General features: G+C 71.6%; 20 protein-coding genes. 13 read left to right on the top strand and 7 right to left on the bottom strand.

Annotated elements, in window-relative coordinates:
• Positions 1–151 precede the first annotated feature (151 nt).
• A complete protein-coding gene (locus tag K8U61_RS23205; protein ID WP_224125387.1) occupies positions 152–1210 on the top strand; it encodes a zinc-dependent dehydrogenase in 1059 nt (352 codons plus the stop codon).
• 289 nt (positions 1211–1499) lie between these two features.
• Here K8U61_RS23205 and K8U61_RS23200 read toward each other — a convergent pair whose 3' ends face one another.
• Complete coding sequence (locus K8U61_RS23200; protein WP_224125386.1) at positions 1500–3113, bottom strand: M4 family metallopeptidase; 1614 nt, start codon at positions 3111–3113, stop codon at positions 1500–1502.
• A 133-nt stretch (positions 3114–3246) separates the two neighbouring features.
• A complete protein-coding gene (dapB, locus tag K8U61_RS23195) occupies positions 3247–3990 on the bottom strand; it encodes a 4-hydroxy-tetrahydrodipicolinate reductase (protein WP_224125399.1) in 744 nt (247 codons plus the stop codon).
• A 39-nt stretch (positions 3991–4029) separates the two neighbouring features.
• Here dapB and K8U61_RS23190 point away from each other — a divergent pair, with 39 nt between their 5' ends.
• From K8U61_RS23190 to K8U61_RS23180, 3 genes are read left to right on the top strand one after another with little or no spacing between them, the layout of a single operon-like run.
• Positions 4030–4545 (top strand): class I SAM-dependent methyltransferase, encoded by a 516-nt coding sequence (locus tag K8U61_RS23190; RefSeq protein WP_224125385.1) that lies wholly within the window; start codon positions 4030–4032, stop codon positions 4543–4545.
• Positions 4546–4599: 54 nt separating this feature from the next.
• Positions 4600–5199 carry a SatD family protein gene (locus tag K8U61_RS23185; protein ID WP_224125384.1) on the top strand — a complete coding sequence of 200 codons (600 nt, stop codon included), beginning with the start codon at positions 4600–4602 and terminating at the stop codon, positions 5197–5199.
• A complete protein-coding gene (locus K8U61_RS23180; RefSeq protein WP_224125383.1) occupies positions 5196–5753 on the top strand; it encodes a hypothetical protein in 558 nt (185 codons plus the stop codon). Before K8U61_RS23185 ends, K8U61_RS23180 begins: the two co-directional genes overlap by 4 nt.
• 7 nt (positions 5754–5760) lie before the next feature.
• Here K8U61_RS23180 and K8U61_RS23175 read toward each other — a convergent pair whose 3' ends face one another.
• The 3 genes from K8U61_RS23175 to rpsO form a co-directional block, all read right to left on the bottom strand.
• Positions 5761–7119 (bottom strand): M16 family metallopeptidase, encoded by a 1359-nt coding sequence (locus K8U61_RS23175; protein WP_224125382.1) that lies wholly within the window; start codon positions 7117–7119, stop codon positions 5761–5763.
• 7 nt (positions 7120–7126) lie between these two features.
• Complete coding sequence (locus K8U61_RS23170; RefSeq protein ID WP_224125381.1) at positions 7127–9367, bottom strand: polyribonucleotide nucleotidyltransferase; 2241 nt, start codon at positions 9365–9367, stop codon at positions 7127–7129.
• 246 nt (positions 9368–9613) lie between these two features.
• Positions 9614–9889 carry a 30S ribosomal protein S15 gene (gene rpsO / locus K8U61_RS23165; protein ID WP_224125380.1) on the bottom strand — a complete coding sequence of 92 codons (276 nt, stop codon included), beginning with the start codon at positions 9887–9889 and terminating at the stop codon, positions 9614–9616.
• A 161-nt stretch (positions 9890–10050) separates the two neighbouring features.
• On the opposite strand from rpsO, the gene K8U61_RS23160 reads away from it, so the two are divergent.
• The gene (locus K8U61_RS23160) at positions 10051–10758 is read left to right on the top strand and encodes a L,D-transpeptidase family protein (RefSeq protein ID WP_224125379.1); all 708 of its coding nucleotides are present in this window, start codon (positions 10051–10053) and stop codon (positions 10756–10758) included.
• A gap of 19 nt (positions 10759–10777) precedes the next feature.
• Here K8U61_RS23160 and K8U61_RS23155 read toward each other — a convergent pair whose 3' ends face one another.
• A complete protein-coding gene (locus K8U61_RS23155) occupies positions 10778–11020 on the bottom strand; it encodes a DUF6458 family protein (protein WP_224125378.1) in 243 nt (80 codons plus the stop codon).
• Positions 11021–11202: 182 nt separating this feature from the next.
• Here K8U61_RS23155 and K8U61_RS23150 point away from each other — a divergent pair, with 182 nt between their 5' ends.
• A complete protein-coding gene (locus K8U61_RS23150) occupies positions 11203–11595 on the top strand; it encodes a hypothetical protein (protein WP_224125377.1) in 393 nt (130 codons plus the stop codon).
• A gap of 53 nt (positions 11596–11648) precedes the next feature.
• Here the strand turns inward: K8U61_RS23150 and K8U61_RS23145 are convergent, their stop codons facing one another.
• Positions 11649–13775, bottom strand: coding sequence for an MMPL family transporter (locus tag K8U61_RS23145; protein WP_224125376.1), 2127 nt, complete (start codon positions 13773–13775; stop codon positions 11649–11651).
• Between the two features lie 179 nt (positions 13776–13954).
• On the opposite strand from K8U61_RS23145, the gene K8U61_RS23140 reads away from it, so the two are divergent.
• From K8U61_RS23140 to K8U61_RS23110, 7 genes are all read left to right on the top strand, one after another.
• Complete coding sequence (locus K8U61_RS23140) at positions 13955–15103, top strand: sensor histidine kinase (RefSeq protein ID WP_224125375.1); 1149 nt, start codon at positions 13955–13957, stop codon at positions 15101–15103.
• Positions 15055–15696: a LuxR C-terminal-related transcriptional regulator gene (locus tag K8U61_RS23135; RefSeq protein WP_224125374.1), complete on the top strand. Its 642-nt coding sequence runs from the start codon at positions 15055–15057 to the stop codon at positions 15694–15696. The genes K8U61_RS23140 and K8U61_RS23135 overlap by 49 nt, the downstream gene beginning before the upstream one ends.
• A 335-nt stretch (positions 15697–16031) precedes the next feature.
• A complete protein-coding gene (locus tag K8U61_RS23130; RefSeq protein WP_224125373.1) occupies positions 16032–17345 on the top strand; it encodes a hypothetical protein in 1314 nt (437 codons plus the stop codon).
• A 58-nt stretch (positions 17346–17403) separates the two neighbouring features.
• Positions 17404–18369: a hypothetical protein gene (locus K8U61_RS23125; RefSeq protein ID WP_224125372.1), complete on the top strand. Its 966-nt coding sequence runs from the start codon at positions 17404–17406 to the stop codon at positions 18367–18369.
• Entirely contained in the window at positions 18353–19690 is a 1338-nt protein-coding gene (locus K8U61_RS23120; RefSeq protein WP_224125371.1) for a hypothetical protein, read from the top strand. Before K8U61_RS23125 ends, K8U61_RS23120 begins: the two co-directional genes overlap by 17 nt.
• Positions 19691–19692: 2 nt before the next feature.
• The gene (locus K8U61_RS23115) at positions 19693–20214 is read left to right on the top strand and encodes a hypothetical protein (RefSeq protein WP_224125370.1); all 522 of its coding nucleotides are present in this window, start codon (positions 19693–19695) and stop codon (positions 20212–20214) included.
• Positions 20211–22229, top strand: coding sequence for a hypothetical protein (locus K8U61_RS23110; RefSeq protein WP_224125369.1), 2019 nt, complete (start codon positions 20211–20213; stop codon positions 22227–22229). The genes K8U61_RS23115 and K8U61_RS23110 overlap by 4 nt, the downstream gene beginning before the upstream one ends.

Below are 22229 nucleotides of genomic sequence, written 5' to 3'. Positions count from 1 at the left end.
TCACCCGAATCTGTGAATGCGTTTATATGCCGCCTCGTTTGCCTCAGTCAAGGGGTCAATCCAACATGAACGGACATGTCTCCACAGACATGCGGTACGCTCCGACGGATGTGACGACCCATTCACGAGCTCCCGGGAGAGGACAACGACGATGAAGGCCCTGCGCTTCTACGCACCCGAGGACGTCCGGCTCGAGGACGTCCCCGAGCCCGAGTGCGGCCCCGACGAGGTGAAGCTCCGGGTGCGCAACTGCTCGACCTGCGGCACCGACGTGAAGATCTTCTACAACGGTCACCAGAACCTCACTCCCCCGCGGACCATCGGCCACGAGATCGCCGGCGAGGTCGTCGAGGTCGGCGCCGACGTCAACGCGACGTACGGCAGCGACTGGAAGGTCGGCGACCGCGCCCAGGTCATCGCGGCCGTTCCGTGCGGCGAGTGCTACGAGTGCACCAAGGGCTGGATGGCCGTCTGCCAGAACCAGACGTCGGTCGGCTACCAGTACGACGGCGGCTTCGCCGAGTACATGATCGTGCCGAAGCAGGTGCTCAAGGTCGACGGCCTCAACCGCATCCCCGACAACGTCGGGTACGACGAGGCGTCGGCCGCCGAGCCGTTCGCCTGCGCGATCAACGCCCAGGAGCTGCTCGGCATCGAGGCCGGCGACACCGTGGTCGTCTTCGGTGCCGGCCCGATCGGCTGCATGCACATCCGGATCGCCCGCGGCGTCCACCAGGCCGGCCCGGTCTACCTGGTCGACGTCAACGCCGAGCGTCTCAAGATGTCCGCCGACGCGGTGCAGCCCGAGGAGACCATCAACGCCGCCGAGGTCGACGTGGTCGAGCGGGTCATGGAGCTCACCGGCGGGCGCGGCGCCGACGTCATCATCACGGCGACCGCCGCCAACATCACCCAGGAGCAGGCCATCGCGATGGCCGCCCGCAACGGCCGCATCTCCTTCTTCGGCGGACTGCCGAAGACCAACCCGACCATCACCTGCGACTCCAACGTCGTGCACTACCGCCAGCTGCACATCCACGGTGCCAACGGCTCCGCACCCGAGCACAACAAGCGGGCCCTGGAGTACATCTCCACCGGCCAGGTGCCGGTCAAGGACCTCATCACCGAGCACGTCCCGCTCGAGCGGGTGCTCGACGCCTTCCAGATCGTCAAGAACGGCGAGGCCATCAAGGTCACCGTCGAGCCGTGACCTACGGAGGAGGTCACGGCGTGGCGACGGGGAGATTGAGCAAGCCCCACGGCTGAGCTTGCGAAGCCGTGACGGGCGCGTCGAACTTCGGTGAGTGAAGGCAGGGCACCGACCCCGCCGCGCTCACGGGGTTTCGAGGCTCGCTGCGCTCGCACCTCAACCGCCGTGAGCGCACGGTGGTTGAGGTGCGAGGAGCGCCAGCGACGAGCCTCGAAACCACCTCCGGACAAGGCACAGGGACCCGCGCGATCCGTGGTCGACGCGAGCCCCTGTGCGGCGGGGTGGCGGATCAGTTCACGTTGACCGCGCTCCAGGCGGCGGCGACCGCGGTGTACTGCGTGCTGCTCGCGCCGTAGAGGTCCTTGGTGGCGTTCAGCGTGGCGGTGCGCGCACCGGCGTAGTTGGTGCTGGAGGTCATGTAGACCGTGAGCGCGCGGTACCAGATGGCCGCGGCCGCGTCGCGACCGATGCCGGTGACCGTCGAGCCGTTGCAGGTCGGGCTGTTGTAGGAGACGCCGTTGAGCGTCTTCGCGCCCGAGCCCTCGGACAGCAGGTAGAAGAAGTGGTTGCCGATGCCCGAGGAGTAGTGGACGTCGGAGTTGCCCGCGGTGGCGGACCAGCAGTTGAGCGACGAGCCGTCCGAGGCGGGGTTGTCCATCCGGCGCAGGCCGACGTGGTTCTTGAGGTCGAACTCCTCGCCGATCAGGTAGTCGCCCGGGTCGTTGCCGTTGGCGGCGTAGAACTCGACCATCGTGCCGAAGATGTCCGAGGTCGCCTCGTTGAGGCCGCCGGACTCACCGGAGTAGTCGAGGCCCGCGGTGTTCTCGGTGACGCCGTGGCTCATCTCGTGGCCGGCCACGTCGAGGGAGACCAGCGGACCGTAGCTGGTGCCGTCGCCGTCGCCGTACGTCATCTTGGTGCCGTCCCAGAAGGCGTTGACGTAGTTCTTGCCGTAGTGGACCCGGTTGTAGGAGCCGGCGCCGGTGCCGAAGATGCCGTCGCGGTTGAACGTGGCCTTGTAGAAGTCCCAGGTCTCGTTGCTGCCGTACTGCGCGTCGGCGCCGGCGCTCGCACGGTTGCTGGTCAGGCCGTTGCCGAAGGTGGTCGTCGTCGAGGTGATCAGCGTCCCGGTCGCGCAGTTGCGGCCGAAGAGCTGGCAGACGAGCGAGTCCTCCTTGTTGTTGAGGTCGGTCGTGTAGGTGTTGCCGCGGATGCCGTCGTTCTTGAGCTGGTAGGTCGAGCCCGACTTGGTGACGCTGAGCGGGACCGTGCCGCTGTAGAGCGTCTGACCGGAGCCGTCGACGGTCTCGATCTGCTGCTCGCGCCAGAGCACCCGGCCGCTGGCCGCGTCGACGTACGTCGCGAGGCGGCTGGGCGTGCCGTCGGCCTGGGTGCCGCCGGTGACGACCTCCCACGCGAGGCGCGGGGTGCCGGTGGTGGCGTCGACGACCAGACGACGGGACTCGCGGGTCGCGCCGGTGATGGTGCGGGTCGCGGGGGCCTTCGCGAGCGCCGTGGTGGTCGCCGCGGCGGCGGTGAGGTCGGGTGTGGTGCTGAGACGGACGGACTTCACGAGGGTCTGGCTCACGCCCTCCCACGCCGCCTGCGGACCCTGGTGGACGACCAGGTCGCCGCCGAGGACCGGCAGCCCGCGGTAGGTGCGGGCGAGGCGGGTGTGGGTGGTGCCGTCGGCGTCGACGATCCGGTCGGTGACGGCGTACGTCGTGCCGGCGGTCGTGCGACCGGCCGGGTGGGCCTCGAGGGCCGCGACGGCGTCCTTGACCGTGATCCGCTGAGCCGCCGGTGCGGCTGCCTGGCTGGCCGAGGTCTGGAGCGCGACCTGCGCCCCGACCGTGGTGAGCGCCAGGACCGCCGCAGCGGCGATCCCCGAGATTCTGCGCATGGAAGGTCCCTCTCGTCGTGAAGTGGAGGCTGCGGGTCACGCAGCCGTGCCACCCTCAACGACCTGCCCGGCGTGGGGCTACCCGCGACTTCCTGCAATGCACGAACGTGCAGGACGGAGGTCTTCCGGCGGCTCAGTCGAGATCGAGGAAGTGCTCCAGCCCGACGGTGAGGCCCGGGTGGGTGTCGATCGCCCGCAGCCCCGCGAGGACGCCGGGGGTGAAGGACGCGCGGTCGAGGGAGTCGTGGCGGATGGTGAGCGTCTCCCCCGGTCCGCCCAGGATGACCTCCTGGTGGGCGACCAGGCCGCGCACCCGCAGGCCGTGCACGTGGATGCCGTCGACCACGGCGCCGCGAGCCCCGTCGAGGCCCGTCGAGGTCGCGTCCGGCACCGGGCCCAGCCCGGCGTCGTGGCGGGCCGCCGCGATCAGCTCGGCGGTCCGGCGGGCGGTGCCGGAGGGGGCGTCGGCCTTGGTCGGGTGGTGCAGCTCGACGACCTCGACCGACTCGTAGAACGGCGCGGCCGCGGCCGCGAAGCGCATCATCAGGATCGCGCCGATGGAGAAGTTGGGGGCGATCAGCACGCCGACCGACGGCGCGTCGGCCAGCCAGCCGCGCAGCGTGTCGAGCCGGGCGTCGTCGAAGCCCGTCGTACCGACGACGGCGTGGATGCCGTGGTCGATGCAGAACTCGAGGTTGTCCATGACGACGTCGGGGTGCGTGAAGTCCACCACCGCCTGGGCTCCCGCGGTCACGAGCGTGTCGACCGCGTCACCGGCGTCGACCGCGGCGACGAGCTCCATCCCCTCGGCGGCCTCGACCGCGCGACACACCTCGGACCCGACCTTGCCCCGCGCCCCGAGGACGCCGACTCGCACCTGACTCACGAACGTCAACCTATCTGGCAGTCTTGCCCCATGGTGTTGCAGACCATCCCGCCACGGATCCGCTGGGCGGTGGACCTCATGGACGTCCAGCCGAGCGACAGCATCCTGGAGATCGGATGCGGTCCGGGTGCCGGAGCGGAGCTCATCTGCGAGCGCCTGGAGACCGGGAAGCTCTTCGCCATCGACCGGTCCGAGTCCGGCGTCGACCGCACGAAGCGGCGCTGCCAGCGCCACGTGGACGCCGGGCGGCTGACGGTGCGGCAGATCGACCTGGCCACGCTGCGGGTGCCGGTCAAGCGGCTGAACAAGGTCTTCGCCTTCAACGTCAACCTCTTCTGGGTGCGCTCCTGCGCCGACGAGATCGCGCTGCTGCACGAGCGCGTGCTGCCCGGCGGCGCGGTCTACCTCTTCTACGAGGCCAACCGTCCCGAACTGGTGCCGAACATCGTGCGCAAGGCGTCGCAGGCACTGCAGGAGGGCGGCTTCCGGGTGTCGGTCGTCGATCAGAAGGCGCCGCCGGTGGTCGGCATCATCGGCCGCCGTTAGGCTATTTCCTTCATTGTTCTTGCATTAGGTTATTCCCTGAACTAGCCTCGGAGCATGTCCGGGTACGTGGTCCTCACCGTGGACCAGCGCGGCAGCCGCACCGGGAGCGACCTGATCCCCGAGGCGCTCACCGCGCTCGCCGACGTGCCCACCCGGCTGCCGTTCGAGCGGACCGTCGGCGACGAGCTCCAGGGCGTGCTCGACTCCCCCGAGGCGGTCGTCGACGCCGTCGGGCTGCTGCTGCGGGCGGACACCTGGAACATCGGCGTCGGCGTGGGGCCGGTCGAGGAGCCGCTCCCCGACCACGCCCGCGCGGGCCGTGGCACGGCCTACCTGCACGCCCGTGCGGCGGTCACCGCCGCCAAGACCAGCCCGTGGCACACCCGGGTCGCGGGCGACGACCCCGGCACCCGCGCCCTGGAGACCGTGCTGTGGCTCTGGGCGGCCGTGCTGGCGCGACGTACGGCTCGGGGCTGGGAGGTCGCCGACCTCGTCACCGAAGGCCGGTCGTACGACGAGGTCGCACAGCGCCTCGGCATCTCCCCCTCGGCGGTGAGCCAGCGGGCCGCCGCGGCTGGCATCGTGGAGTCGCGCCGGGCCCGCGAGCTCGCCACCGACCTCACCGCCCACCTGCTCGGGAAGGAGCCGACATGAGCGCCTCGGACCGGACGTTCCTGGTCATGGCCCTGGTCGCCTTCGGCGTGCTCGCCGCGGGCGTGGCGTGGACCTCGCCGCTGGCCCGCCGGATCTGGGCGCCCGCCTCGCTGGCGCTGCTGCTCGCCGCGGGCGCGACGGCCGCGACCGTCGGGCCGGAGCTCGACATGGGCGACGGGCAGACCATCCTCGTCGTCGCGCTCGGCGGCCTGCTCGCCATCGCCGGCGGCGGCCCCCTCACCTCGCTCGTCTTCGACCTGGTCGACCGTCGCGAGCCACCCGCCGAGTCCCTCGAGCACGCCGGCCACGTGCTGCGCGGCGGCGCCTGGATCGGCGGCCTCGAGCGCGCCGCCATCTACGCCACCCTCGTCGCCGGCTGGCCCGAGGGCCTGGCCATCGTGCTGGCCGTCAAGGGCCTCGGCCGCTACCCCGAGCTGCGCGCCGCCGAGGACGGCATCCGCACCGGCGCCGCCGAGCGCTTCATCATCGGCACCTTCGCCTCGGTCCTCTGGGCGTGCGCGGCCGCCGGGGTCGTCGTCCTCGTGCGGCCCTGAGATCGGGTCAGGCCGGGCCGACCACCGCGAGGACCTCGGGGCGGGACAGCAGCTCGGCGGCCACGTCACGGACCTCCTCGAGGGTGACACCTTCGATCCGGGCGAGCACCTCGTCGATGGCGAGCAGCTCGTCGTGGACGAGCTCGGCCTTGCCGATCCGGGACATCCGGGAGGCGGTGTCCTCGAGACCGAGCACCAGGCCGCCGCGCAGCTGGCCCTTGCCCCGCTCGAGCTCCTCGGCGGTGATGCCGTCGCGGGCGACCTTGGCCAGCTCCTCCCGGACGACGGCGAGGACGTCGTCGAGGCGGTTGGGCAGGCAGCCGACGGAGACGCCGACCAGGCCGGAGTCGGCGTGGTGTGCGGCGAAGGAGAAGACCGAGTAGGCCAGGCCGCGGTGCTCGCGCACCTCCTGGAAGAGACGCGACGACGTGCCACCGCCGAGGGCGGTGTTGAGGACGCCGAGCGCGAAGCGCCGCGGGTCGTCGCGGACCAGGCCCTCCATCCCGAGGACCACGTTGACCTGCTCGAAGGGCCGGGTCGCGGTGAGGACGCCGGGCATCACCTTCTTGCGGCGGCCGTGCCGCGGCGGGACCGGGGTGGCGGTGCCGTCGAGCCAGCCGTTGCGGCCGAACGCGGCCTTGACCTGGCGCACCAGTGCGGCGTGGTCGACGTTGCCGGCGGCAGACACGACGATGTTGTCGGGCCGGTAGTGGCGGCGGTAGAAGCGGTGCACCTGCGCCCGGGTGAGCGCGGTGATCGACTCCTCGGTGCCGGCGATCGGCCGGCCCAGCGGGGAGTCGCCCCAGGCCTGGGCGGCGAAGAGGTTGTGCACCACGTCGTCGGGGTCGTCGTCGTGCATCGCGATCTCGTCGAGGATCACGTCGCGCTCGGCCTCGACGTCGTCGGGGTGCAGCGTCGAGCTGGTGATCATGTCGCCGAGCACGTCCACCGCGAGCGGCAGGTCCTGATCGAGGACCCGCGCGTGGAAGCAGGTGTACTCCTTGGCGGTGAAGGCGTTGAACTCGCCGCCGACCGCGTCGAGCGCGATCGAGATGTCCAGCGCCGACCGCTCGGGCGTGCCCTTGAAGAGCAGGTGCTCGAGGAAGTGCGAGCAGCCGTGGAGCGCCGGCGACTCGTCGCGCGAGCCGACCCCGACCCACACGCCGACCGCGGCGGACCGGACACCGGCCTGCTGCTCGGAGATGATGCGGAGCCCGCTGGGCAGCGTCGTACGACGCACACGCGCGGTCACCTGCCCGGCGCCGTCGCGCTCGGTGTGGAGCGTGACGGTCGTGGCCTTGCCTGAAACGGCCGACCGGCCAGCAGGAGCCTGCTGGCCGGTCGCCGTGGTGCTACGTGGTGACACCGGTGGGTCAGTCCTCCTCGGACGCCTCGGCCTCGGCGGCGTCGGCGCCGCCCTCGGCGTCCTCGACCACCGGGACCAGCGACAGCTTGCCGCGGTCGTCGATCTCGGCGATCTGGACCTGGACCTTCTGGCCGACGGCCAGGACGTCCTCGACGGCCTCGACGCGCTTGCCGCCGGCCAGGGCGCGCAGCTTGCTGATGTGCAGCAGGCCGTCCTTGCCCGGGAGCAGCGAGACGAACGCACCGAAGTTGGTCGTCTTCACGACCGTGCCGAGGTAGCGCTCGCCGACCTCCGGCATCGTCGGGTTGGCGATCGCGTTGATCGCGGAACGGGCGGCCTCGGCGGCCTCGCCGTTCGTCGCACCGATGTAGATGGTGCCGTCGTCCTCGATCGAGATCGACGCCTCGGTGTCGTCCTGGATCTGGTTGATCACCTTGCCCTTGGGGCCGATGACCTCGCCGATCTTGTCGACGGGGATCTTGATGGTGATGATCCGCGGCGCGTGGATCGACATCTCCTCGGGCTCGCTGATGGCCTCGGCCATCACGTCGAGGATGGTCATGCGGGCGTCACGCGCCTGCTGGAGTGCCTGCGCGAGCACCTCGGCGGGGATGCCGTCGAGCTTGGTGTCGAGCTGGAGCGCGGTGACGAACTCACGCGTGCCGGCGACCTTGAAGTCCATGTCGCCGAAGGCGTCCTCGGCACCGAGGATGTCGGTGAGCGCGACGTACTGGGTCTGACCGTCGATCTCGCCGGAGACGAGGCCCATCGCGATGCCCGCGACGGACGCCTTCAGCGGGACACCGGCCTGGAGCAGCGCCAGCGTGGACGCGCAGACCGAGCCCATCGAGGTCGAGCCGTTGGAGCCCATCGCCTCGGAGAGCTGGCGGATCGCGTAGGGGAACTCCTCGCGGTCCGGGAGCACCGGCAGCAGCGCGCGGCGCGCGAGCGCCCCGTGGCCGACCTCGCGGCGCTTGGGCGAGCCGACGCGACCGGTCTCGCCCGTGGAGAACGGCGGGAAGATGTACTTGTGCATGTAGCGCCGGTGCTTCTCCGGCGACAGCGTGTCGAGCTGCTGCTCCATCTTGAGCATGTCGAGGGTGGTGACGCCCAGGATCTGGGTCTCGCCACGCTCGAAGAGCGAGGAGCCGTGGACCCGCGGGACCACGCCGACCTCGGCGTGCAGCGGCCGGATGTCGGCCAGGCCGCGACCGTCGATTCGGACCTTGTCGCGCAGGATGCTCTCGCGCACGACGGCCTTGTTGACCGAGCGGAAGGCCGCGCCGAGCTCCTTCTCGCGGCCCGCGAACTGCTCCTCGAAGTGGCCGAGGACGCTGTCCTTGAGCTCGTCGGTGCGGTCCTGACGCTCCTGCTTGTCGGCGATCTTCATCGCGGCGGCCAGGTCGGCCTTCACGAAGTTCTCGACGGCCTCGAAGACGTCGTCCTCGTAGTCGAGGAAGACCGGGAAGTCCTGGACGGGCTTCGCGGCGACGTTGGCGAGCTCGGACTGCGCCTCGCAGAGCTGCTTGATGAACGGCTTGGCCGCGTCGAGGCCGCCGGCGACGATCTCCTCGGTGGGGGCCTGCGCGCCCATCTGGATCTTGGCGACGCTGGTCTCGGTGGCCTCGGCCTCGACCATCATGATCGCGACGTCGCCGGTCTCGGTGACGCGACCCGCGACCACCATGTCGAAGACGGCGTCCTCGAGCTGGCTGTGGGTCGGGAAGGCGACCCACTGGCCCTCGATCAGGGCGACGCGGACGCCGCCGACCGGGCCGGAGAACGGCAGGCCGGAGAGCTGGGTGGACATCGACGCGGCGTTGATCGCGAGGACGTCGTAGGGCTGGTCCGGGTTGAGCGCCATCACCGTGATGACGACCTGGACCTCGTTGCGCAGGCCCTTCTTGAAGGTCGGGCGCAGCGGGCGGTCGATGAGGCGGCAGGCGAGGATCGCGTCCTCGCCCGGCCGGCCCTCGGACCGGAAGAAGGAGCCGGGGATCTTGCCCGCGGCGTACATCCGCTCCTCGACGTCGATCGTCAGGGGGAAGAAGTCGAAGTGGTCCTTGGGGTGCTTGCCGGCGGTGGTCGCCGAGAGCAGCATCGTGTCGTCGTCGAGGTAGGCGGTCACCGAGCCGGCGGCCTGCCGGGCGAGCAGCCCGGTCTCGAACTTGATGGTGCGCTGGCCGTACTTGCCGTTGTCGAGAACCGTCTCGACAGCGGAGATCACGGGCTCGTTGGATTCAGTCAAGGGTCGTTCCCTGTCTGGTCGCGGAGCGGCGCGCCCGCCGGATGGAGCCGGTCTTCGATCGAGATCCACGCTGCTGCGCAGCGGAGACCACTACCGAGGACCGGGCTGGGCGAGGCGGTCGCTCCTGGTTGCTGATGTGTTCAGTTGTCGGACGGGGCGAGCCTATCGGCGGCGCCCCTGATATGCGGAAACGCGCTGGACACCGCCCGAGAAGGCGATGCCCAGCGCGTCACGCGAAGAGCTCGATCAACGGCGCAGGCCGAGGCGCTCGACGATGGAGCGGTAGCGCTCGATCTCGGTCTTCTGCAGGTAGTTGAGCAGACGACGGCGCTGGCCCACGAGCAGGAGCAGACCACGACGGCTGTGGTGGTCGTGCTTGTGCTGCTTGAGGTGCTCGGTGAGGTGGCTGATGCGGTGGCTCAGCAGCGCGATCTGCACCTCGGGCGAACCGGTGTCGCCCTCAGACTTGCCGTACTCAGCGATGATCTTCTTCTTGGTCTCCGCGTCGGTACCGATCGACATGCGGGCTCCTTCCGGTGGGTTCGTTGCGCGGCGCGCCGGGGCCTGTTCACCCGGGCACTCTGGTTCCGCGGCCGTTGGACGGCGTGTCGCCCCTGGAGGCAACCTGAGAACTCTAGCGCGGGCCCGCTCACGCCACCCAATCCGCATGTGATCATCGGGGGGTGCTGCGCCGTCTCGGATCACTGCTGCTCGCCCCGCTCCTGATCGTCGCTCTGGTGGCGGTGCTCGACGCCGGACCCGCGGGCGCCGCGGCCGATGCCGCGGCGCGCGCGCCGCGCTGGGCTCGTGGGCTCCCCGACCAGACCGAGCAGGTGGTGCGGACGATCTCCAGCCGGGAGTACTGCCGCCAGGTCTGGTGCACGGTCACCCAGGCGTGGGAGCGGGTCGACGGCACGTGGCGGCTGCGCCGGGAGTTCCGCTCGACGATCGGCTCGAACGGCTGGGGCAAGCAGCGGGAGGGCGACGGCCGCTCCCCCATCGGGGTCTACCGGATCAAGGTCACCTTCACGACCCAGGCGAGCAACCCCGGCAAGATGCGGTGGCGGCAGCGCAAGGCCACGTCGATCGTGTCCTCCTCCGCGGGCCGCACCTACAACACCTGGCTCGAGGTCCCCGGCGTGACGTCGGGCAACCGGCCCTCGATGCGCTCGGGCTGGGTCGTGGACTTCAACCACGTCCGGCTGCGGCCCGGCGCGGGACGCGCTCCTGTGCAGGGGAAGGGCAGCGGGATCTTCTACCACACCTCGAAGCCCGGAGCCCGTTGGGCGCCGACGGCGGGGTGCACCCAGGTCGGCAACCCGCGCCAGATGCGCTGGCTGCTGACCTGGCTGCGGCCCGCGGCGTGGCCCCGCATCGTGCAGGACCGCTGAGGCGCCCTCAGCGCGTCGGTCAGTACGCCGGCGGCGCGTCGTTGCGCTCGCTGACCGTGCGGCTGCCGTCGGCGTGCGTGGTCACCGTCGACGAGCGACGGCGGTTGTTGGCCGTGACGGCCGTGAGGACGAGGAGCAGCACTCCTGCGGCGGCGATGATCCAGCCGACCATCGTCAGGTCGACGTTCGCCAGGTTGTCGGTCACCGCGAGGGCCAGGATGAGGCCCACCGCGAGCAGAAAGACACCGAGTCCGTATCCCATGATCTCTCCCTCTGACTGACGGCCGGGTGCGGCCGTTCCTCCGGAGGGTCTCCGCCGCAACGCCTCCCGAAACCCGTCCGGGAGCGGGTCCGCTCCCACGTAACGTCCGACCGCGCTCGCGACAGGAAGAGGTCGAGACGTCGCCGGGAGAGGCCCGCAGCGCGTCCGACAGGGAGGGACCCATGAAGCAGATCCGCACGACCACCGCCGCGCTCGCCTCGGCCTTCGTGCTCGGCATCGTCGCCGCGCCGGTGGCCGCTCAGGCGACGACCCCGGACTCCGAGCCCTGCGCCGCGCAGCAGACGAAGGTCGACAAGGCCACCGACGCGCTCGCCCGGGTGTCCGCGGTCTTCGAGCGGCAGCACGAGCGGGTCGCCGACGCGCGCCACGACGTGAAGCACGCCGACAGCCGGTCCGACCGCGCCGCGGCCCGGGCCGAGCTGGCCCAGGCCACGGCGAAGCTGGACCGGGTGGCGAAGGACAAGAAGGCCCAGCAGCAGCGGCTCGCGAAGGCCGAGGACCGCCTCGACGCCTGCCAGGCCGCCCAGAACGACGGCGGGACGCCCGCCGCCTGAGCCGCCGCGGTGGCGGGGACCACCTGGCTGTCCCCGCCACCGTCGGTGTCCGCCTACGAGCGGGACGCGGCGTACGCCGGCTCGCGCTCGACGACCGGCTCGCCGCGCGGCCCACGGGGCCTGCGCGGCCACCAGACCTTGTCACCGAGCAGGACCAGGATCGCCGGCAGCATGACCAGGCGGACCAGCGTGGCGTCGAGGAGGATCGCGGCGGAGAGGCCGACGCCCATCATCTTCATCTCGATCATGGACAGCGTCGCGAAGATCGCGAACACCGAGACCATGACCGCGGCGGCGCTGGTGACGACGCCGGCGGTGTCGGTGATGCCGCGCTCGACGGCCAACCGGGTCGGCAGGCCGCGGTCGACGTGCTCACGGACCCGGCTGAGCACGAAGACGTGGTAGTCCATCGAGAGACCCACCAGCACGACCAGCACGAACAGCGGCAGCCAGTTGATGACGAAGCCGGGCGAGGTGAAGCCCAGCGGGCCGCTGAACCATCCGTGCTGGAAGACGAGCGTCAGGACCCCGAACGCCGCACCGACCGAGGCCAGGTTGAGCACGCTCGAGACGATCGCGAGCACGCCGCTGCGGAAGGTGACCGCCATGATCAGCATCGTCAGCAGGAGCACGAACCCGATCACCAGTCCGAGTCGACCCTCCTGGTGCACCATGTAGTCGACCTCCTCGGCCGCTCCCCCACCAACTGCGTGGTCGACGTGCAGGTCGCCGAGCGCGGTGGGGACCAGGTCGTCGCGCAGCTCGTGCACCGCGGCCGGGACGCGGTCGTCGGTCTCGTCGTACGGCATCCCGAGCACGATCATCGAGGTGGTGCCGTCGGTCGACGTACGCACGCCCTCACCGGAGGCCACGAAGGTGCCCGTCCCGACGGCGTCGTGGGTCAGCTGCTCGAGCGCGGCCCGCACCTGCGCCCGCTCCCCCGGATCGGCGGTGACGACGACGGTCGCGTTGGCGCCCTCGTCGGCCGGGAACTGCTTGCTGATCGCCTTGACGGTCTGCACCTCGGGGATCGAGGTGGGCAGGGTGTCGAGCGTGCCCGAGTGGGTCTTCATGCCCAGGGCCGGGATCGCCAGCCCGAGGACCACGATCGCCGAGAGCGCGAGCGCGACGACCGGGTGCCGGGCGACGGGGCCGAGCAGCCGGCGGCTGATGCCGCCCTGACCGATACGGCGGTTGAGCCGCCACAGCAGCGGAACGCGGGGACGGTCGGCCCACCGGCCGAGCTTGACCAGCAGGGCGGGGAGCACGGTGATGGATCCGAGCACGGCCACCGCGACGACGAGGATCGAGCCGATCGCGAGGGAGTTGAAGGTCGCGTCGCCCACCACGAACAGGCCGGCCATCGCGGCGATGACGGCGCCGCCGGAGACGAGGATCGAGTGGCCCGACGTCTGCGCGGCGACCTCGACCGCCTCGAGGTGGGTGCGCCCCTTGGCCCGCTCCTCGCGCTCGCGCTTCAGGTAGAAGAGCGAGTAGTCGACGCCGACGGCCATGCCGATCAGCACGATCATGCTGGAGACCGTCGAGTCGGACGGGACCAGGTGGGACAGCGGCGCCATCAGGCCGAGCGTGGCCGCGACGCTGGTGGCTGCGAGCAGCACCGGGATGCCGGCCGCGATGAGCGCGCCGAAGGCGAGCAGCATCAGCACCAGCGTGATCGGCAGGCTGATCGTCTCGGCCGAGCCGAGGTCCTCGGCGACGCGGTCGTTGATCGCCGCGTCGATGCTGAGGTCGCCGGCCTCCCGGATGGTGAGGTCGGGGTGGTCCGCGGCCACGTCGGCGGTCGCGGCCTCGAGGTCGCTCGCGTCGTCGACGCCCTTGTCGAGCTCGACCGACACGAGCAGCGCCGTACCGTCCTCGCTCGGGTGGGGGTCGCTGACCGAGGCGACGCCCGGCACGGCCTTCGCCGCGCGGACCACCTCGGCGGCGGCCGGGCCGCCGTTGGCGCCCTCGATGAGGATGTTCTCGGTGTCGGGGGTCGTGAGGCCGGCGTCGGCGACCATCGCGTCGGCGCGGCCGGACTCGCCGACGCGGTAGTCGGCGTCGGAGGTCTCGTGGGTCGGGATGGCGACCGCGAGCCCCACCGCGAACGCCACGAACGCGATCCACGCGAGGATCGCCCTCCAGGGGTGCAGGGCGCTCCAGCGCGCCGCTCTCATCGGTACTGCTGTCAGTGGGTTGCCCATGGCCGTCTCTTTCCTCGGGTCCTCGACGTGCGGAAGTTGGTAGGTGCTTCCAGCGTCGGGTCGCGCGCGGAGAAGATCAGGGGCGTGGACACCCGAGACGTGGTGGTGCCAGCACCACTGCGGAGGTCGGGCCCACCCGAGAGGATGGTGGCGTGGAACGCCTTCGCCTGACCGGGTACGCCGTGGCCCAGCTCTTCCTGGCCTTCGTGCTCATCGTGCTGCTGGTCCTCTGGATCGTCGGCGGGGTGCTGGTCGTGGTCTGGATCGGGCTGCCGATCCTGGCCGGCACGGTCGTCGCCACCCGGGCGATCGCGAACCTGCACCGCACGATGGCCGCCCGCACGCTCGGCACCCCGGTCCCGGTCCCCTACCGGCCGCTGCCCGACGGCGGCTTCTTCGCGAAGGCGCGCACGGTGCTCGCCGACCCGATGACCTGGCGCGACCTCGCCTGGCTGTTCGTGGCGCCCGTGGTCGGCATCGTCGTGTCGATCCTGGTGATCGTCCTGCTGCTCGGCGTGGTCACCGGCTTCATCTGGTGGTTCGCGACGCCGCCGATCATGGCGGGGCGTGCGATGTTCGACCGGTTCTTCCTGGCCTACAGCCGCACCGAGGTGCTGGAGCGGCGGGTGCAGGCGCTGGCCGAGAGCCGGGCCGAGGTGGTCGACCACAACGCGACCGAGCTGCGCCGGCTGGAGCGCGACCTGCACGACGGCGCGCAGGCCCGGCTGGTCGCGCTGTCGATGAGCCTGGGCATGGCCGAGGCCGCCTTCGACGAGGACCCCGAGGCCGCCCGGCGGATGGTGCAGGACGCGCGCCAGACGACGAGCGCCGCGATCGGCGACCTCCGCTCGGTGGTCCGGGGCATCCACCCGCCGGTGCTCGCCGACCGCGGGATCGGCGGCGCCGTGCAGGCCATCGCGCTCGACATGGCGATCCCGGTGCAGGTCGACGTCCGGCTCCCGGGCCGACCGCCCGCACCCGTCGAGTCCGCCGTCTACTTCGGCGTCGCCGAGTGCCTCGCCAACATCGGCAAGCACTCGGGCGCGCGGCACGCCTGGATCGCCCTCAGCCACGAGCAGGTCGCCGGGCGCGGCACCCTGCGTGCGGTCGTCGGCGACGACGGGCGTGGCGGCGCCGATCCCGGCACGGGCACCGGCATGCTCGGGGTGATGCGGCGCCTGGCGGCGTTCGACGGCACGATGTCGGTGTCGAGCCCACCCGGCGGCCCGACCCTGGTCACCCTGGAGGTTCCGTGCGACTTGTCCTCGCCGAAGACCACGCCCTCCTCCGCGCCGGCCTGATCCAGCTGCTCGAGGGCAACGGCTTCACGATCCTCCACGCGGTCGACAACGCGCCGGCGCTCGACCAGGCGCTGCGCGACCCGGACGCCGATGCCGCGGTCCTCGACGTACGCCTGCCGCCGACGCAGACCGACGAGGGCCTGCGGGCCGCGATCGCCGTACGCGCGGAGCGGCCGGGCTTCCCGGTCATGGTGCTCTCGCAGTACGTCGAGCAGCTCTACGCCCGCGAGCTGCTCGCCAGTGGCGTGGGTGCCGTCGGCTACCTGCTCAAGGACCGGGTCTCGGACGTGGCGGAGTTCGTCGACGGCGTACGCCGGGTCGCCGCGGGCGGCACCGTCCTCGACCCCGAGGTCGTCGCAACGGTGATGGCCCGCCAGCACGACGAGCCGCTCGACCGGCTCACGGCGCGGGAGCAGGAGGTGCTCGCGCTGATGGCCGAGGGCCGCTCCAACGGCGCCGTCGCCGCGCACCTGCACGTGTCGGAGAAGGCCGTCGCCAAGCACATCAACAGCATCTTCGCGAAGCTCGACCTGCCCCTCGACGAGGACGACCACCGCCGGGTGCGCGCCGTCCTCGCCTGGCTGCGCCTCTGACGCTCGGCCCGCGAGGCGTCCCGGGCCTGCTTCTCAGGCGACCCCGTCACTTCTCAGGCGCTGCATCCCCTGAGGAGTGCGGGATTCACCGGTGCACCGGTGAATCCCGCATGGCACCGGACCCGCGCCAGTCGCACGTTCGGGGTCGCCCGCAGGGGTGAGACGCCGATGCGCGAGACGCGTCGGGAGGACCCCGGACCGGTGACCCGACGTCGGCGACCCCGGCCGCGCGACGCCCGCTCGTGGGACTGCCGCGCCGGACGACGCTGCCCGTTCACTGGTCGCCACACAGGGCTTCCAGGGCACGGGGGCTTCCGGGCAGAGAGGACAGTGCGATGACCCAGGCGTCGACCGAGTTCGAGGACGAGTACGAGCTCGAGGAGGAGTACGAGGACGAGGCGTTCCTCGGCGGGATCGCCAAGCTCGCCGGGTCCCTCCTCGGCGAGGAGGAGTACGAGTTCGAGGACGAGCTGGAGGGCGAGTTCGAGGACGAGTTCGAGATGGAGCTCGAGTCGGAGTTCGAGGACGAGTACGAGGGCGAGTCCGAGTGGGAGCTCGAGGACGAGTACGAGTCGGAGGACGAGTCCGAGTGGGAGTACGAGGGCGAGTTCGAGGACGAGTACGAGGACGAGGCCTTCCTCGGCGCGATCGGCAAGATCGCCGGGTCCCTCCTCGGCGAGGAGGAGTACGAGTTCGAGGCCGAGTCCGAGGAGGAGTACTTCTTCAAGCGGATCGGCCGGGCGCTGCGCAAGGTGCCCTGGAAGAAGGTGATCAAGTTCGCCGCACCGAAGCTCGCGACCGTCCTCGGCGGACCCGCCGCCGGCATGCTCGCGAAGGTCGTGACGTCCCAGCTCGAGGGCGAGTTCGAGGACGAGCTCGAGGGCGAGCTGGAAGAGATGGCGACCGCGCCGGTGTCGTCGGCGCAGGCCGAGGCCGAGTACCTCGCCGCGCGGGCGACCGTGACCGAGTCCGAGTCCGAGGCGGAGAGCTTCATCGGGTCCGCCGTGTCGCTGTCGATCAGCCCGCGCGAGCGCCAGGAGCTGGAGCAGCTGCTGCCCAGCCTGCTGCGCGGCGCCTCGGTGCTGACCCAGGTCCTGCACCGCAACCGCAGCTCTCGCCAGGGCCTGCGCCTGGTGCCCGGCATCGTCGGCTCCACGGCCAGCACCCTCGCCCGCCTGCAGGCGTCCGGCCGCCGCCTCACCCCGGCGGACGTCGGCACCGTGCTCGGCGCCAGCGCCGACCGGGTGATGACCGACCCGCGCTGGCAGCGCGCCGTCGCGCGTCGCCACGCCCGCGGCCTGGCCCACGTGCACCGCCGTCGTCGCGGCGTCCGCCACGGCCGCCCGCGCGCCTACCGCGGCCGTCCGCGGACCGGCTACCGCCGCCCTGGCTACCGCCCCGCCAACGTCGTCCGCCGCGGTCGCCCGGTCACCGTGCGCCGCCGGCCGACCAACGTCCGCACCGTCCGTGCCGGTGCCCCGGTCGGGCGGCCGCGTCCCGGCGTCGTCCGGGTCGTCACCCCGGTGCGCGTCCCTGCGCGAGGCGGTCGACCGGCCCGCACGATCAAGGTCGTCAGCGACGTCAAGGTCCCGAGGGGTGCCGTCCCCAGCGGCCGCCCCGTCCCCGTGACCGCCAGGAAGCGGCGCTGAGCCCGATCTCAGCGCCGCCCGGAACCCGACACGAGTCGATCTAGGAGCAGGAGCCGACATGACCACGTTGAACCACCGCTACCCCGCCATCCAGGGCGAGTACGAGGACGAGTTCGAGTACGAGGACGAGCTGGAGGAGGAGTACGAGGACGAGGCGTTCCTCGGCGCGCTCGGCAAGATCGCCGGCTCCCTCCTCGGCGAGGAGGAGTACGAGGACGAGTACGAGCTCGAGTCGGAGTACGAGTTCGAGGACGAGTTCGAGGACGAGGCGTTCCTCGGCGGCCTGGCGAAGATCGCCGGCTCCCTCCTCGGCGAGGGCGAGTACGAGGGTGAGTACGAGGACGAAGCCGAGATGGAGTTCGAGTTCGAGGCGGAGGCCGAGGCCGAGATGGAGTCCGAGATGGAGCTCGAGGACGAGTTCGAGGACGAGGCCGAGGAGGAGGCGGAGGGGTTCGTGAACCCGGTCCGCCGGATCTACCGCGACGCCGAGTCGATGGCGCACCTCGCCGTACGCGCCGAGCGGGCGCAGAGCGAGGCGGAGGCCGAGGCCTTCGTCGGGGCGCTGGTGCCGCTCGCCTCCAAGCTCATCCCCCGCGCGGCGAAGCTGATCGCCCGCAACGCCCCGACGCTGGTCAAGGGCGCGAGCCGGATCGTGCGGCAGCTGCGGCGCAACCCGCAGACGCGCCGGATGGTGCGCGCGCTGCCGGTGGTGCTCCAGCGCACCGCGCAGAGCCTCGCCGACCAGGCCGCGAACGGCCGCGACATCGACGCCACCACGGTGGTGCGCACGCTCGGGACGATGACCGGGCGGGTGCTCGGGCCGCGCCGCCGGCGGCGCGCGATCCGCGCGGTCAACCACTGGGACCGCCGCTGGCACCGCCGGGCCCGCTGGGCCCGCGGCCGCGGTCGTCGCTACCGGGTCCACGGTCGTGGCGTCCGGCGCCCCTATAGCTCGTACAACCGGGGCATCCGTCGCCCGGTGACCCGGCGGCCGCAGGCGGCCCGTCGTGTCCGCCGTCGCTGAGCGGGTGGTCGGACCCCCCGTACCTGTCGTCACCCGGGTGCGGAGGGCCGACTCCGCACCCGCCCGTCACTCCCCGTTGGAGTCCTTCGCCACCGGCCAGGGCGTCAACGTCCGCCGGCACCTCGAGGCGCTGCGCGACTTCCGTCGCACCGAGTTCGGTACGTCGATCGCCCGGCCCTCCGAGGCGCACATCCAGGCCGTCAACGAGCTGCTCGCCCGGCTGCGCAAGCCCCTCGAGCGGGCCGTCGTCGAGGTCGAGCGGTCCGGCCGGTCGGCCGTCCGCAACCCGGGCGCCGTCGACCTCTCCGAGCTGCTCCGGAGCAAGGCGAAGGCCCACGACTGGGTGCGGGCCACCGAGCGGGTGTGGGACTTCTACTTCGAGCTCTTCGGCCAGCGGCAGGGCGCCTTCGGTGACTGGCTCTACGCCTGCGACAAGATCGCGCTCGACTGCTACCAGCACGTGCACATGCACCTGGGGAAGCCGCGGTCGATCCCGAGCCCGGCTCCCTTCGCCTACATGCGGACCGGCTTCTCGCCCGCGACGTACCGGCGCAACATCCCGCTGCGCAAGCTCGGCCGGCAGCTCAACCCGTTCCCGCTCGTGCAGCTGCCCTACCACCGGATGGTCAACCCCTGGACGATGGGCGCGATCCTCCACGAGGTCTGCCACAACCTGCAGAACGAGCTCGAGCTGGAGAACGCGATCCCGCGCACGATGTACCGCGCGCTGATCGCCGGCGGCCTGCCGCGGCCGGTCGCGCGCACCTGGGCGCGGTGGAACCGCGAGATCTTCGCGGACCTGCTGGGCTGCATGCTCGGCGGCGAGGCCTTCGTCGCGTCGCTGATGGACGTGATCGGGCGCAGCCCCGAGCAGGTGCTCGCCTACTCCCCGCACGGGGTGCACCCGACGCCGTACCTGCGGACCGGGCTGTCGACCCACCTGCTGCGCCGGATGGGCTTCGAGAGCATCGCGACCGACTACGACCGGCTCTGGCGCCGCCTCTTCCCGTCCACCGCGGGCACCACGATCCCACGCGCGATGCTGGCCACGCAGAAGGAGGCGACGCAGATCGTCGTCGACTCGATCTGCTACACGAAGTTCCCCTCGCTCGGCGAGAAGTCCCTGCGCCAGGTGATCACCTTCGAGCCGCGCCAGCAGGCCATGATCGAGGAGGCCGCGGGCCGGCTCGCCAAGGGCATCGACCCGGGCGTGGTCCCCGAGCGCTTCCTGATCGGCGCCGTCCGGATCGCCGTCGACCGCGGGCTCACCACGCCCGAGACGGCGATGCGCAACTTCTACCAGGCCCTGACGGGGAGCTGACCATGACGATCTCCCACGCCCTCCAGGACCTCCGCGACTCGACGGCGCGGCTCTCCGAGGCCGTCACCGAGCTGGTGATGATCTCCCACGAGGACCGACCCCGAGGCAGCGAGACCGCGGCGGTCGACGCCTTCGCGGAGCAGGTATCGGAGCTCCAGGCCTCGGTCGTCGAGGTCGGCGAGGAGCTGACGAGGATCGACAGCACCGTCCGGGCCGCCGACCGGATGGCCTTCGTGGACCGGGCGATCGCGTCGGCCTGGCTGCGCTACTGGCGGGACCTGCGCTCGTACGACGCGACCGCGACGATGCGCCGGGCCGCCCGCCGCGGCGGGCCGGACTGGCGGGCCTGGCAGGTCACCGTCGAGCAGTCCCAGCAGCGGTGCGAGCAGCCGCTCATCGACGCGACCACCGGGGCCCGAGCGGTCTGGATGGAGCTCGCCGAGCTGGTCTCGATCTGGCTCACCCACCCACCCACGCACGACGCCGGCGTCCCGGCAGCAGAGAACACCAGGAGGAGCACATGAGCTCGAAGTCATCCGGCCAGATCCCCGTGGTCGACGTCGACCAGGCCTTCCCGACGCTGGTCGGGACGACCACCGGGTCCACCGCGGTCGCGCCGTTCGACCAAGGTCCGCAGGTCCGGGCCGCGATCCGGGACGTGCTCGGGGTGCGCAGCCGCGTGCAGGACCCCAAGGCGTTCACCGACGCGCTCACCGCCGCCTTCCGGCTGGTCCGGTTCGAGGGGCATGTCGAGTCCGAGTTCGTGCCGCGCGGCTACGCGGTCCAGGCCGACCTCGGTGCGGTCACCGGCGGCCAGGCCTCGCTCTACCGGCGCGCGTCGCTCTCCCGCACCGAGATCCTCCGGATCCTCGACGGGCTGACGCCGCTGCGTGTCGACGGCGACCCGCAGGACATGGACGCCTACCGCACCATCGTGCGGAACGCCGTGCAGAACCTGGTCGACGAGCTCGGCGCCCCGGGCGGACCGCGCGTCGCGATGGTCGACTCCTACCTGACCGGGCTGCTCGGCACGAGCCCGAACCGCGACCCCGACCGGATCGGCGGTCAGCTCGGTGCACTGCGGGACCGCTTCGGCCTCGTCGACGACAACGTGAACTCGATCGAGGAGGAGGGACTGCGGACGGCGTACTGGACCCTCGTCGACATGGTCCGTGACCTCCACCGGTCGTGGGGCGCCCAGCGCGAGCACTTCACCGGCGGGGCGGGGGCCGGCTTCCTCGGCACCGAGCTCATCGTCATCAGTCGCCTCATGGAGGCGGCGAGCGACCAGGTCGACGAGCTCGAGTCGGTGCTCGACTCGGTGCTGATCCCGCAGTCCGAACGGCAGACGATCATGCTCCACGACGAGTCGAACCTGTCGCTGGACGGGCTGATCACCTGGCTGCACACCTTCCTCGCCGAGGAGGGCCGCCACCTGGCGCAGGACGCCGGGCGGGACGGGATCGTCGCCGCGCTCGCGCCGACCGCGGTCGCGCTCGCCGAGACCTTCAAGCACGCGCTCGCCGATCCGATCGTGCCGGGCAACGCCGTCGAGGGCCTCGTCCCGGTCCGCTACCTGCGGGCCGGCTGCTGCCGCAGCTGGCCGCCGGGGATGCGGTCCGCCCGGGTCGCGATCGCCGTGTCCAGCCTGTGCCGACTGCTCATGGAGCTCGCGCGTCGGACGCAGCGGATCGGTCGCTGGGCCGGGGTCGTCGTCATCGACGTGGCGGTCACACGGCTGACCCACCTCATCGACGCGGCCACGCTCGTCGAGGGCGTCAACGTCGAGTTCCGCGGCCTCAACATGCGCCGCAACTTCATCCCGGCGTTCGTGACCCGCAAGGCGCGCAACCGCGGTGAGGACGGCTGCCGCGCCGAGGAGCTCGGCCTCAAGGACATGGTCCGGCCCCTGGAGTACTCCGCCAGCGCGGACGGCGAGAGCGTCTCCGCGATCTTCGACCTCGCGAAGGTGCGGAAGATCTTCGCGGAGGCCGACATCGCCCAGATCCCCGACACCGGGTTCGTGCTGCCGGCCACCGACGTGCCGATCGCGCTCATCGACTCCGAGACCGGACGGGTCGTCCACGCACCGTGGCCGCGCTCGTGGCCGCGACTGGTCCGCGCCGACCACCCCATCCCGCCGAGCTCGAAGGGGCTGCGGTCCAAGGTCATCGACGGACGGGGGCGTCCCGACGTCCACGACTACCGCTTCCGCGACCCGGCCCTCGGCATCCTCGACTCTCTCGACGACCCGGACGGCCCCGACGGCGCCGGCGGTCCGCTCGACACGGTGTCCGACGCGGTCGACGACCTGCTCGACCGGCTCGACGACCAGCGCCAGCGTCGGGCGGCCGCGCCGTTCGCGGCACCCCCGCCGCCTCCACCGCCTCCGCCGGTCGCGAAGGCCGCCGCGCCGGCGCCGCCCGCCACGAGGGCTCCGGCGAGGAAGGCCCCCGCGAAGAAGGCCGTGGCGAAGAAGGCCCCGGTCAAGAAGGCCCCGGCGAAGAAGGCCCCGGTCACGAAGCAGGGAGGCCAGTGA

Origin of the sequence: Nocardioides mangrovi (assembly GCF_020073815.1) — a bacterium.
Lineage (GTDB): Bacteria > Actinomycetota > Actinomycetes > Propionibacteriales > Nocardioidaceae > Nocardioides > Nocardioides mangrovi.
Note: the sequence above shows the minus strand (reverse complement) of the source record. Positions and strands in the feature narration are given on the sequence as shown.

What these genes read in the sequence shown, in the direction of transcription:
- K8U61_RS23205 (WP_224125387.1), top strand. Translation starts at nt 152, where the DNA reads ATGAAGGCCCTGCGCTTCTACGCACCCGAGGACGTCCGGCTCGAGGAC.
- K8U61_RS23200 (WP_224125386.1), bottom strand. Translation starts at nt 3,113, where the DNA reads ATGCGCAGAATCTCGGGGATCGCCGCTGCGGCGGTCCTGGCGCTCACC.
- K8U61_RS23190 (WP_224125385.1), top strand. Translation starts at nt 4,030, where the DNA reads ATGGTGTTGCAGACCATCCCGCCACGGATCCGCTGGGCGGTGGACCTC.
- K8U61_RS23185 (WP_224125384.1), top strand. Translation starts at nt 4,600, where the DNA reads ATGTCCGGGTACGTGGTCCTCACCGTGGACCAGCGCGGCAGCCGCACC.
- K8U61_RS23180 (WP_224125383.1), top strand. Translation starts at nt 5,196, where the DNA reads ATGAGCGCCTCGGACCGGACGTTCCTGGTCATGGCCCTGGTCGCCTTC.
- rpsO (WP_224125380.1), bottom strand. Translation starts at nt 9,889, where the DNA reads ATGTCGATCGGTACCGACGCGGAGACCAAGAAGAAGATCATCGCTGAG.
- K8U61_RS23155 (WP_224125378.1), bottom strand. Translation starts at nt 11,020, where the DNA reads ATGGGATACGGACTCGGTGTCTTTCTGCTCGCGGTGGGCCTCATCCTG.
- K8U61_RS23150 (WP_224125377.1), top strand. Translation starts at nt 11,203, where the DNA reads ATGAAGCAGATCCGCACGACCACCGCCGCGCTCGCCTCGGCCTTCGTG.
- K8U61_RS23145 (WP_224125376.1), bottom strand. Translation starts at nt 13,775, where the DNA reads ATGAGAGCGGCGCGCTGGAGCGCCCTGCACCCCTGGAGGGCGATCCTC.
- K8U61_RS23130 (WP_224125373.1), top strand. Translation starts at nt 16,032, where the DNA reads ATGACCCAGGCGTCGACCGAGTTCGAGGACGAGTACGAGCTCGAGGAG.
- K8U61_RS23125 (WP_224125372.1), top strand. Translation starts at nt 17,404, where the DNA reads ATGACCACGTTGAACCACCGCTACCCCGCCATCCAGGGCGAGTACGAG.
- K8U61_RS23115 (WP_224125370.1), top strand. Translation starts at nt 19,693, where the DNA reads ATGACGATCTCCCACGCCCTCCAGGACCTCCGCGACTCGACGGCGCGG.
- K8U61_RS23110 (WP_224125369.1), top strand. Translation starts at nt 20,211, where the DNA reads ATGAGCTCGAAGTCATCCGGCCAGATCCCCGTGGTCGACGTCGACCAG.